This is a genomic window from Alistipes sp. DJF_B185, from assembly GCF_964250025.1.
GTDB classification, from domain to species: domain Bacteria; phylum Bacteroidota; class Bacteroidia; order Bacteroidales; family Rikenellaceae; genus Alistipes; species Alistipes finegoldii.
Genome location: NZ_CAXUDY010000007.1, coordinates 205,326 through 216,904, shown reverse-complemented (window position 1 = coordinate 216,904; position 11,579 = coordinate 205,326). Strand labels below are relative to the sequence as shown.

At 56.6% G+C, this 11,579-nt stretch carries 12 protein-coding genes and 1 rRNA gene; 7 read left to right on the top strand and 6 right to left on the bottom strand.

The features are described 5' to 3' along the window. Positions 1–72 (bottom strand): 16S ribosomal RNA (locus ACESTR_RS11270); the annotation flags it as partial. Between the two features lie 588 nt (positions 73–660). On the opposite strand from ACESTR_RS11270, the gene ACESTR_RS11265 reads away from it, so the two are divergent. Next, a complete protein-coding gene (locus tag ACESTR_RS11265) occupies positions 661–1,293 on the top strand; it encodes a YiiX/YebB-like N1pC/P60 family cysteine hydrolase (RefSeq protein ID WP_227042516.1) in 633 nt (210 codons plus the stop codon). Here the strand turns inward: ACESTR_RS11265 and ACESTR_RS11260 are convergent. Continuing rightward, a complete protein-coding gene (locus tag ACESTR_RS11260) occupies positions 1,290–1,961 on the bottom strand; it encodes an MgtC/SapB family protein (protein WP_227042515.1) in 672 nt (223 codons plus the stop codon). The genes ACESTR_RS11265 and ACESTR_RS11260 overlap by 4 nt on opposite strands. A 259-nt stretch (positions 1,962–2,220) precedes the next feature. Here ACESTR_RS11260 and rpmI point away from each other — a divergent pair, with 259 nt between their 5' ends. The 5 genes from rpmI (at position 2,221) to ACESTR_RS11235 (ending at position 6,761) form a co-directional block, all read left to right on the top strand. Further along, entirely contained in the window at positions 2,221–2,415 is a 195-nt protein-coding gene (rpmI, locus tag ACESTR_RS11255; RefSeq protein WP_009598828.1) for a 50S ribosomal protein L35, read from the top strand. Positions 2,416–2,507: 92 nt separating this feature from the next. Continuing rightward, the gene (gene rplT / locus ACESTR_RS11250; protein ID WP_009598791.1) at positions 2,508–2,852 is read left to right on the top strand and encodes a 50S ribosomal protein L20; all 345 of its coding nucleotides are present in this window, start codon (positions 2,508–2,510) and stop codon (positions 2,850–2,852) included. A gap of 151 nt (positions 2,853–3,003) precedes the next feature. Further along, positions 3,004–5,103: a M6 family metalloprotease domain-containing protein gene (locus ACESTR_RS11245; protein ID WP_217729475.1), complete on the top strand. Its 2,100-nt coding sequence runs from the start codon at positions 3,004–3,006 to the stop codon at positions 5,101–5,103. 8 nt (positions 5,104–5,111) lie between these two features. After that, positions 5,112–5,534 carry a hypothetical protein gene (locus ACESTR_RS11240; protein WP_237959045.1) on the top strand — a complete coding sequence of 141 codons (423 nt, stop codon included), beginning with the start codon at positions 5,112–5,114 and terminating at the stop codon, positions 5,532–5,534. A gap of 15 nt (positions 5,535–5,549) precedes the next feature. Beyond that, positions 5,550–6,761, top strand: a complete 1,212-nt coding sequence (locus ACESTR_RS11235) for an MFS transporter (protein ID WP_279005499.1) — start codon at positions 5,550–5,552, stop codon at positions 6,759–6,761. 73 nt (positions 6,762–6,834) lie between these two features. Here ACESTR_RS11235 and ACESTR_RS11230 read toward each other — a convergent pair whose 3' ends face one another. Together ACESTR_RS11230 and ACESTR_RS11225 are read right to left on the bottom strand one after the other, a co-directional pair. Then, positions 6,835–7,758, bottom strand: coding sequence for a hypothetical protein (locus tag ACESTR_RS11230; RefSeq protein WP_279066316.1), 924 nt, complete (start codon positions 7,756–7,758; stop codon positions 6,835–6,837). Between the two features lie 82 nt (positions 7,759–7,840). Continuing rightward, positions 7,841–7,969 (bottom strand): hypothetical protein, encoded by a 129-nt coding sequence (locus ACESTR_RS11225; protein ID WP_262708628.1) that lies wholly within the window; start codon positions 7,967–7,969, stop codon positions 7,841–7,843. A gap of 67 nt (positions 7,970–8,036) precedes the next feature. Between ACESTR_RS11225 and ACESTR_RS11220 the strand changes: the two genes are divergently transcribed. Then, positions 8,037–8,759, top strand: a complete 723-nt coding sequence (locus tag ACESTR_RS11220; protein WP_014774347.1) for an MBL fold metallo-hydrolase — start codon at positions 8,037–8,039, stop codon at positions 8,757–8,759. A gap of 79 nt (positions 8,760–8,838) precedes the next feature. On the opposite strand, the gene ACESTR_RS11215 is transcribed toward ACESTR_RS11220, so the two are convergent. Then, entirely contained in the window at positions 8,839–9,150 is a 312-nt protein-coding gene (locus ACESTR_RS11215; protein WP_009598804.1) for a heavy-metal-associated domain-containing protein, read from the bottom strand. A gap of 46 nt (positions 9,151–9,196) precedes the next feature. Then, positions 9,197–11,527: a TonB-dependent receptor gene (locus ACESTR_RS11210; protein WP_279063999.1), complete on the bottom strand. Its 2,331-nt coding sequence runs from the start codon at positions 11,525–11,527 to the stop codon at positions 9,197–9,199. Positions 11,528–11,579 lie beyond the last annotated feature (52 nt).

The window sequence follows — 11,579 nt, the reverse complement described above, 5'->3', positions numbered from 1 at the left end:
CTGCCCCTCGACTTGCATGTGTTAAGCCTGCCGCTAGCGTTCATCCTGAGCCAGGATCAAACTCTCCATTGTATAAATAATGTTTTGTTTTAAATCTTTCGCTCTAATCTCAAAGGTATTGTTTGAAATCACTCTCTTGTGAGAGTGGAAAAAACTTTTAGCTGCTCAAATACTTCAAAGAACGCTGTTCGATTATATTGCTATAAAGAACAATTTCTTTCTTTTTGCCGGATTCCGCCTTTCGGCTTTCCCCATTGTCCTGACCGCGATTTTTCAGCGGAAAGTGGTGCAAAGATAAGTCATATTTTTTGAACCACCAAATCTTTTTGAAAGATTTTTTTTCAGAAATTTTCAGAACCTTTTCTTTTATCGTTTCGAACCGTATTTCTTATTCGAAGCGGGTGCAAAGGTAAGTCATTTTTCTGAATCTCCAAAAGATTTCGGAACTTTTTCAAAATTTTTCAGAACCTGTTTTTGTGTTTCGGAGTAGTGTTTCTCTCTCGAAGCGGGTGCAAAGATAAGGGCATTTAATCGCTATTTCCAAATATTTCGGAGACTTTTTTTCAACATTTTCGGAGCCATTTTCACACCCTGCTATGCGTCAGCGAGTTAGTTGTGAAAAATTTTTAATATATTTGTCCCCACAAGAGAGCGGACAGAATGAAACGAAGCTTATTATATATAGGTATACTTTTTTCGGCTGTTTCGTGCGGCCGGAACGACCATGCACTGCAATCGGGCGACCTGCTCTTTCAGGCCGGAGAAAATTCGGATATGACCGGAGCGATCACCGCGGCGACGGGTGAAAACGGACGGTTGAATTTCTCGCACGTGGGAATCGCCGTGGTGAAAAACGGAGCGGATTCGGTACTCGAAGCTACGACGAACGGCGGGGTCCGGCTTACGGCACTGCCGGAATTCCTCGCCCGGTCGGCAAAAATCGGCGGACGTCCGACGGTCGTCGCCATGCGATTGAAGGACACTGCGGGAGTCTCAGAAGCAGTCAGGCGGGCGCGAAATTACCTCGGACTCCCCTACGACTACTCTTTCCGGCCCGACAACGGGAAATTCTATTGCAGCGAACTGGTCTGGGAATGTTACCGGACAAACGACGGTTCGCCGATCTTCACGGCCCGTCCGATGAACTTCCGGGCGGAAGACGGCACGCTGCCGCAATTCTGGACCGAGCTTTTCGCCCGCCGGGGTGAGTCCGTCCCGGAAGGCGTTCCGGGCACCAACCCTAACGACATGTCGCAGGAGAGAACGCTCCGCGAAGTATACCGCTGGTTCTAAACGATCCGCTCGACGGTCACATCGGGATTCTCGCGCAGCAGATCGACATAGCGTTCTTCGTCGGCATTCCCCTTTGCCCGGATAACCAGCGTCGCACGGTATACGACGCCGTCGGGACTGCGCTGCGCCTCGACCTCATAGGAGATCACGGCGTATTCCCCGCTTTGCAGCTCGTTGAACATGGCGTCGATCGCCTTGCGGTCGGCGGCCGAAAAGACGACCATGATCCGACGGCGCCCCAGCCTGCCGAAAAAGAGCGTCAGCACCTCCAGCGCAAAGAGCGTAAGCAGCGTGGCGGCTCCGGCCACGACATACATATGTCCTCCGGCCGCAAGTCCGATTCCCGCCGTGGCCCACAAACTGGCCGCCGTCGTAAGTCCCCGCACCAGCTGCCGGTGAATGATGATCGTACCGGCACCGATGAAGCCGATGCCGCTCACCACCTGCGCCGCGATACGGCTGGGATCGAGCCGCAGTCCGTCGTGCGTGGCCAGAAAGCCCTCGAACCCATACTGCGACACGATCATCATCAGGGCGCTGCCCAGCGCGACCAGAAAATGGGTGCGGAATCCCGCATCCTTGACCCGGTACTCGCGGTCAAGACCGATCACCGTACCGCAAAGGCCCGCCACACACAATCTCAATATCAAATCCCACTCCATCTCCATAGTTCCGCGGTTTTATTCCCTATCAAATATAGTACAAATTATCGGGACGGGCAAACCGGATGCCGGCGTGCGTATATGCCGGAACAGGCGGACGGAACGACAGGCCGACACGAAGAAGCCTTCCGCACGGGGCGGACACCCCTTGCGCCGGACAACGTTTTCCGGTGAAAAAGAGGAGAATTTTCCGTCTCAAGGTTGCAGAGTGCCGAAATTTTCGTATCTTTGCAGGCTATGTTTAACTAATTAACTATTTACGACAATGCCGAAAATGAAAACCAATGCCGCTGCGAAGAAGCGTTTTACCTTCACCGGCACAGGAAAGATCAAGCGCAAACACGCTTATCACAGTCACATCCTGACCAAAAAGACGACGAAACAGAAACGCAACCTCTGCTATTCGGGTACCGTTTCTGCGGCTGACGAAGCCAAAATCAAGAACCTGCTCGTCAAGTAATTTCCGGGCGGACATTTTATTAATCGGAGCGAAACAGCCCCAAAGAATGCGGGAGAACCGCATCGCTGACAGCTCTTCAAAAACTTTACAGTATGCCACGTTCAGTCAACGTTGTTGCGTCACGCGCAAGAAGAAAGAAAGTTTTGAAACTTGCCAAAGGTAACTTTGGTTCAAGGGGAAACGTTTGGACCGTTGCGAAAAACACGGTCGAAAAAGGTCTGTGCTATGCTTATGCACACCGTCAACTCAAGAAGCGGACGTTCCGTTCGCTGTGGATCACGCGTATCAACGCCGCAGTCCGCGCGCAGGGAATGACCTATTCGCAATTTATCGGCAAAGTCAACGCCAAGGGCATCGCCCTCAACCGCAAGGTTATGGCCGATCTGGCGATGAACGAGCCGAAAGCATTCGAGGCAATAGTTAAAGCAGTTAAATAACCTCTCTGCGGAAAGGTTTATAGCGGCGGATACCTCGGTATCCGCCTTTTTTAATTCCGATATATAACCGGACGATGCGGTTTTCGATAAAACCGGCAGTAATTTCCGGATTTTATCGTACATTTATACACTTATATCTAAAACAAACCATATGCGACACTTTTTCCTTTCGCTTGCCGCCGCGTCCGCAGCGCTGCTCTGCGGTATCGGAACTGCGCACGCCGTTCCCGCCAAACCGGGTCTCATCCAAGTAACCCAGAGCGACGGCACGCAACTCACCGTCCGTCTCGTCGGAGACGAGCGCCGCCACTACATGCTCTCCTCGGACGGCTATACGCTGACCGGAGGTCCCGACGGCGACCTCTACTACGCCGAGCTTTCGGCTTCGGGAAAACTGATCCCGACAAAAGTCAAGGCCCGTCCGGTAAACGCACTCACCGCCGATGAGAAAGCCGTCGTCTCACGACTGGGGAAGGAGCTCAAACCGACCTACGTCAAACCGATGGTCATGCCGGCGCCGCAGCAAACGCAGGCCCCCGTGCTTCCCGCAGCCGGAAAGCCCGCCCCTCCGCGGCGCATCACCTCGGCCCAAACCACAGGCCGGCTCAAATCGCTGATTATCTTGGTGGAGTCCTCCGACAAGAAATTCGCCTCGGCATCGGCGCAGCAGGATTTCCGCAACCTGCTCATGCAGGACGGCTACAGCGTCAACGGCGCGACGGGCAGCGCATGGAATTACTATCAGGACAACTCCAACAGACTGTTCGATCCCGAATTCGTCGTGGTGGGTCCCTACAAAGCCTCGAAAACATCGGCATATTACGCCGGGAGCGAGGGTTCGGACAATGTACCGGAACTGATCGTCGAAGCATGCCGGCTGGCCGATAACGACGTCAACTTCACAGATTTCGCCGACAACGGAGTCATACGCGACGTCTTCGTATTCTACGCCGGGCGCGGACAGGCAGACTCAGGCGATACGCAAAGCATCTGGCCGCACCGGTGGGACGTACGGGTTAATTCGAAGTATCTAGATGTCCGATTCGACGGTGTACAACTGCAGGGATACGCCTGCGGCGCAGAGCTGAACGGCGGTTACCAGATGACCGCCATCGGCACGTTCTGCCACGAATTCGGCCATGTGCTGGGCTGGCCCGACTTCTACGACACCGACTACTCGGCATCGGGCGGCACCGCCCCGGCGCTGGAGAGTTTCTCGCTGATGTGTTCGGGCAGCTATAACAACAACAGCCGCACGCCGCCGTCGGTCAACATACTGGAACGCTGGATGGTCGGCTGGGCCGAACCCGAAGAGGTCACGGAAAACGGGCTTTACACGCTTGCTCCGGTCTCGGAGAACAAAGGCTATCTGGTGCAGACGCCGACGACGAACGACTATTTCCTGCTGGAGAACCGCGACACCCGGAACAACAAGTGGGATCAGCCCCTCAACAGCGCAGCAGCGTGCCGCGGCCTGCTGGTATATCATGTCGATTACACCAGCAGATACGCCCCGCAGTGGTCCTACAATACGCTCAACAACAATCCGGCCCACGAATGTATGAAACTCGTGCGGTCGGTTCCGGGCCGGTCGTCCTACGACGTTCCCCAGAAGACGTTCTTCCCCGGCGCGAACAACATCACGTCGCTCTCGCCCGAAACCAACGCGGACTATATCTCATGGAACAGCGGTAAACCTTCCGTTTCGTTCAGCGATATAAAACTCGACGGTTCGCAGGTCCGGCTGTCGGTCAAGACCAAGGCCAATCTCAAGGCCGAGGTCAGCGCCAAGCAGTACGACGCCCTGCTGACATGGGAGGGCGATCCGGCCGCCGAGTGGGAGATCACATGGAAATCGGCAGGCACACAGCGTTCAGAGACCGTAACGGGATGCAACGCCTTCCACATAACGGGTCTGTCGCCCGCCACCGAATACGCACTCTCCATCGCACAGGTATCCGACACGGTGGACAGCAGCAAAGACATGGTCTTCAATACGGAGCCGACCTACACCTATAAAAGCGTACGCATCTGCGTTCCGGATGAGGGATACACGCACGACACGCCGGTCATGCTGAGTCTGCTCGACTACCGCGGCAAGATCGGCCGGATCGACTGGTACATCGACAACCGGAAGACCGAAAACACCTACACGACTCTCGCGGCAGGCGAACACACCATCATGGCCGTCGTCACCGACGCCGAAGAGGAGTCGCAGCAGTATATCGTCAAATACATCACCGTCAAATAGCATCCGCCATGAAACACCTCAAATATCTTCTGCTGATCTGTCTCGCGGCCGCAGCCGCCTGCTCGAAAGACAAAACCGAAGACCCGACGCTCAAGGCCCAGCGCACGGCGCTGCAGGAGACCCAAGCCGTAGGAATCTACCGCAGCGGAGAAGCGCTGCGGCTCTTCGACAAGGCGCAGCAGCAGTTGTTCGTCGATCCGACGACGCTTACGTTCCGCATTCAGGACGACGCGGGCCTGAAATTTGTCAGTCTCCAGCTGGAGTCGATGCCCTCCGACGGACAGAAGGTCCGCGGCACCTTCACCGACAACACGGGACTCAACATCGGCAGCATCGAAGATTTCGTGCTGCTCAAATCGGACAAACAGCACTATTGGTTCTGGTCCGATCAAACGCGTGTAGGCTTCGTCTTCCCGCGGATCGGCATGTAACCGCAAAAACGCAGCGTGGAAAACTGGAAAAAGACATTCGCCGTCATTTGGAGCGGACAGCTGGCCTCGATCCTGAGCAGTTCGGTCGTCGCCTTCGCCATCATCTTCTGGGTGAGCCTCGAAACAGGCTCGGCGCAGGTGCTGGCGCTGGCCGCCATTGCCGGCATGCTTCCCCAGTCGCTGCTGGGTCCGCTGGTCGGCGTCTATGTGGACCGCTGGGACCGTAAATGGACGATGATTCTGGCGGACAGCTTCATCGCGTTGTGCACCTTGCTCCTCGCCGTACTTTTCTGGCTCGACGTCGCCCGCATGTGGCATATCTACGTGCTGCTGGCATGCCGCTCCATCGGGTCGGCTTTCCACACCCCCGCCATGCAGGCTTCGGTGCCGCTGCTCGCGCCCAAGCAGCAGCTGACGCGCATCGCCGGCATCAACCAGATCATCAGTTCGCTGTCGAACATCATCGGGCCCGCGTTCGGCGCCCTGCTGATCAACCTGACGGGCATCGGCAACATCCTGCTGCTGGACGTCGCGGGGGCCTTTATCGCCTGCACCACCCTGCTGCTGGTCCGCATTCCCAATCCCGAACGCAGCACGGCGCAAAAGCCCAGTCTCTGGCGCGAGTTCCGCGAAGGGTTCGGCGCCATGCACGCCGTTCCGGGCATGGGCTGGTTTTTCACGCTGGCCGTCCTCGTGTGGTTCTTCATCATGCCCGTCGGCGTGATGTTTCCGCTGATGACGCTACAGCACTTCGGCGGAGGGGCCTACGAAATGAGCCTGATCGAGATCGTGTGGGGCGGCGGCGCGCTGATCGGCGGCGCCGTCATGGGCGCCCGAACCTACCGCGTCAACCGCATCGTGCTGATAAACCTGATGTACCTGACCATCGGACTGCTGTTCGCCGCTTCGGGCATGCTGCCGCCCACGGCATTCGCGCTCTTCGCCGCCCTTTCCCTGATCGAAGGCGTCACGAGCAGCGTCTTCAACTCGTCGTTCGTCTCCGTCATCCAAAGCCGCATCGACGCGGGAGTGCTGGGGCGCGTCATGTCGCTGTACTACAGTTTCGGACTGCTCCCCTCGGCGATCGGACTGCTCGGCACGGGCTTCCTCGCCGAGCATGTCGGCCTGACGACGACCTTCGTCATCGCCGGCACGGTCATCTGCTGCATCGGACTCGTCGCATTCTGCATCCCTTCGGTCATGCGGCTCGACCGACAATCTTCCTGACGACGGAAATACAGAGCGACAAAAAAAGAGCGAGGCCGACAAGCCCCGCTCTTTTTCATTCGGATAAAATTTCCTAAACCGTCACGACGTGACCGGCATAGGTGATCGTCTGACGAAGCCGCGTACCTTCCAAGGTGATCTCCACGATGACATCCTTCGACGGATAGAGACTCGGATTGTAGCCGTCGCCCAGCGACGCTTCGATCTTGCCGCCGTAGAGGGCCGACGAAGAGTAATACTCGCCGTTGGTCATCCTGAGACTCATCGTCGTCGCCGAAATGCCGTCATAGGTGTTGAACGTGCGGCCCGTAGCCGTGCCGTTCAGCATGAACTTCTTGCCGGCGCAGTCCGTATAGGTGAAATTCACGTTCTCAGGCTTCACCGTAAATTTGCCGTTCCAGTTGGAGGTTAGCTCCTCGGTCTTGCCGACATAGGACTGCTGAGCCTCCAGCCCGATTCCGTATGCGCCCGACGACTCGACGAAATAGAGTTTCGTCAGACCGCCCGTCAGCGTGATGGCCTGCATGTCGCCGCCCGAATAGCCCATCGTCAGTTTATCCTCGAAAGTAACGATCCACGGCTTGCTTTCCGTAGCATCTTTCAGCAGCGCCGTCTCGTTGGTGTTGATCAGCAGCGTGCCCTTGCGGACATAAGTGTCGAGGTCGGCATAATCGGCATCGAACGTGATCTTGTAACCGTTCGCCGTAGTCTCGACTTTGGCATTGCCCAGCAACTGCCTTTTCAGCAGTGTATTGCTGCTGCCGACCGTCACTTCGTCGATCGTTTTCTGCTGTTTGTCGGCCTCGGCCACCAGCATCGCAAGCCGCAAGCCGAAGTTGGCCTGCTGCATCGACACGATATTCTGGTTCATGGCACCGGTGTAGATGTTAAGCCCCGGTTGTACGGGCTTCAATTTCTTGTAGGTGTCGTCTTCCTTCATACACCCGCTAAAAACCAGCGACATAGCCACGGCCGCTACAAATAAAACTTTTTTCATCATAAGAATTTCAATACTAAATTATGCGATATAAACGTACAAATTCGAAAAATACTGCGCCCCGGCGCAAAAAAATGCACATTTATTCGATTTTTTGCCAATAGACCGAACGGCTGAACCCCAGCAGCGATCCTTTGACGCGCAGCGTCCGGTCGTCCTCGAACGACACCTCGACCTTTTCGAATGCAGGCCAAAGGTACGAATATTTCACTTTTTTTCACTATATTGCCCTTGTTATGTACAATATTTGAGGAATGAACCCAAAACTCTTGTTACTTATGTCCCTCCTTTCACTGCTCGGCTGCGGAAAGAAAGCAGCGCCCGAATACCCCGCCGACACGCTGACCACACGCGACGGCACGCAAATCACGATCACCTTCTTCCGGCACGCCTCGCTTTCGATCGAGGTCGGCGGCAAATACGTCTATGTCGATCCCGTCAGCGGCTACGCCCGATACGCGGCGTTGCCGAAGGCCGACGTGATCCTGATCACCCATTCGCATTACGACCATCTGGACGTTGCGGCCGTCGAAGCGATCCAGACGCCGCAAACCGAAATCCTCTGCGACCGCACCTCGGCCGAAGCGTTCGAAATGAACTGCTACACGATGCGGCCGGGCAGCGTCGCCGCACCGCGCGACTACCTCAAGGTCGAGGCCGTAGCCGCCTACAACACCACCGACGGGCACCTGCAATTCCACCCCAAAGACCGCGAGGACTGCGGCTATATCCTTACCGTCGGCGGCACGCGCATCTACATCGCAGGCGATACGGAGCCTACGCCCGAAATGAAAGCCCTCAAGAATATCGACATCGCGTTCCTTCCGGTCAATCAGCCCTACACGATGACCGTGGATCAGGCCGTCGAAGCGGTCAAGGCGATCCGTCCGGCGGTCTTCTATCCCTACCACTACGGCGAGGTCGAAGAGAAAACCGACACCGCCCGTCTCGCCCGCGAGCTGGAAGGCGTCACCGAAGTCCGCATACGGCCGATGGAATAGGCCGCGCAATCACACGAACGGCTGACAAAAAAGGGAGGACCGCAAGTCCTCCCTTTTCAATAACAAAACCCGGCCGCCGCTATTTCTTCGCGTCGGCTTTCTTCGGCTCGGCCTTCACCTTGAGCGAAGCGAAGCCCTTGACGATATTCTCGTCGTTGTTCTTCGTGCCGTCGTATACCACGGTCACCTCTTTTTTCGGCAGATCGACCTGCACGTCCTTCACGCCCTTGCCCAGCGACGGAACGTTGTTCATGATCTTCTTGACGCAGTGCTCGCAGTCGATGTCGGTCGTAAACACCGTCGTCACCGTTTTCTTGTTGGCAGGCTTCTCGGCCGCGCACATGCCGACACCCATCACAAGGGCGAGGCAAAGCATTAAAATCTTTTTCATCTTCGTGTTATTTTAAGGTTTGAATCTCTTTTTTCCGCAGAGCGCATCAATAGAGGTTGAAGCGCAGACCCGCGTAAAACTTACGTCCCATGAGCGGTCCCCAGACGTTCATCGAGTTGAATCCCGTCGAAAAGGGATTGTCCGCATTCAGAATCGGGTCGTGCTGACGGTAGTCGGCGATATTCTCGCAGCCGACATAAATATCGAACTTGCCGATCTTGCGGCTCACCTGCGCGAAGAACATCGGGTAACGGGGCGAATACTTGTCGTCGGCCAGATTTCCGGTCTGCGTCGGGATGCGCGCGGGACCGTTCAGCTGCGCCGTGGCGTCGAACACCCAACGGCGGAACTTCGTGGCGTACTGGATATTGAACAGCGTTTTGTACTTGCTCACCAGCGGACGCTCCACGCGGGCCGTCGTTCCGTCGGGACGGTCGATCGTCATTTCGCTGTTCGTATAGCGGAACGTCGCGAAAATATCGAGCCGCTCGACCGGCGTCCACGAGAAGTCGATCTGGTAGGTGTCCGTATAGGAGCGTTTGTCCGAGTTGTAGAGAAGTATCTGGTCGGCGTTATACTCCTGATCCGCAATCACCGAGTTGTAGAACTGCGTGCGGAAATAGTCGAAGCTCAGCGTCGCGTCGTCGGCGCTCACCAGCCCGAAGGTCTGCGTCAGGCTTCCGCCCACGGTCAGGGCCTTTTCCAGCCGGTTGAACTTCGAGAAGTCGCTGTCTTTGAAAACGATCGCGCGACCCGTCGCCAAAATACCGATATTGTCGGTGATGACATTGGTCGAACGGTACCCCAGTCCGGCCGAGCCGCGCAAGGTCGTCGAAGGGGTGATGTTCCAGCGGATATGGCCGCGGGGCGTTACGAAGAACTTGTCGTAGAAGGCGTTGTAATCGCCGCGAACGCCGGCAACGATCGAGAACTTGTCCTTGACGGCATAGGTGTACTCGGCATAGGCGCCCACCTCCTGCTCGCTGCGGTCGAAATCGTAGAAACGCGACTTCGCGGCCTCGATCCACGGCGTATTGTTGGCCAGACTCTCGCGGTAATACTGCAGCTGCGCCTGCGCGCCGACGATCAGCGACGAACGGTAGGTGAAGTAGTGATTGTACATCAGGTTCATCGCCAGCGCATTCTCGTTGCCCTTGTAGTCGTTCAGACCGAAGTAGGCGTTTTCGTTGAAGTGGTCGAAGTCGGCCACGAACGCGAGGTTCGAACGCATCTCGTCCTTCTCGTCGGGATCGTATACCGAGGGTCCGACGGGCGTACCTATTTTAAAATAGCCGTTCGCGCCGCGGTTGCGGATCTTCGATCCGTAAAGCGTACCCGGCTGGTCCCATTTCTCGCGCATCTGGTCGCGCATCGAATTCTTATAGTCGAGCATGCCGCCCAGCCGGTTCTCCTGCACGAACTTCCAGCCCCAGCGAATCTGCGTGCCGTTGTCGGCGGCATAGAGCCACTTGTTGGCGATGTTGAGCTGGTCGGCCAGCGGCAGGTCGCGGAACCCGTCGTCGTTGTGGTCCATCTTGCGCACGTCGGTGTCCATCGAACCGTGCAGCAGGATCACGCTCGACAGTTTCTTGTTCTTGGAGACGGGAAACGCCGTCGAGATATTGGCTTCGGGACGCAGCTCGTCGTCGAGGTAGAGGTTCACGAACAGACGCTCGTCGTCGGTAGGCTTGCGGTGTTCGAGGTTGATCTGGCCCGTGATGGCTTCATGGCCGGCCGTAACCGAGGCCACGCCTTTGGAGACCTGAATCGAATTAAGCCACATGCCCGGCGTGTAGCTCAGGCCGTAGGGGGCGCTCAGGCCGCGCATGATCGGACGGTTCTCGTCGAGAATCTGCGTATAGGTGCCCGCAAGGCCCAGCATCTTGATCTGACGCGCGCCCGAAATGGCGTCGCTGTACCCCACGGTCACCGAAGCCGAATTCTCGAAGCTCTCGGCGAGGTTGCAGCAGGCCATCTTGCAGAGACCCGCGAACGAAATCATCTCGTTCTTGACGATGCCGTCGCGCTTGACGAAGTTGCCGCTGAGGTTGCCCTCGACCACGACGTCCTCCAGCTCCACGCCGTCCGCCCTAAGTGCGAATTCGATCCGCTCCGCGCCGTTCGCGACGTGCAGCGTGTCGTTCACGAAGCCCAGATACGAAGCCACCAAGTTATCGTAACCTTTCACGCGGTGGAGCAGAAAAGCTCCCTCGGCGTCGGTGCTGGCGCCGATCGTGGTACCCTCCCAATAGACCGAAGCGCCCACCAGCGGCTGGTTGTCGGCGTCGCGGACCACGCCCCGCAAATCCTGCGCGCTGAGGGTGCCGCACACAGCGAGGGCTGAAACAGATAAAACTAAAATTTTGTTGATTTTCATTACGTTCCGTTATTGGTTAAAACTGATTCCGGACGGATGCACGCAGCATCCG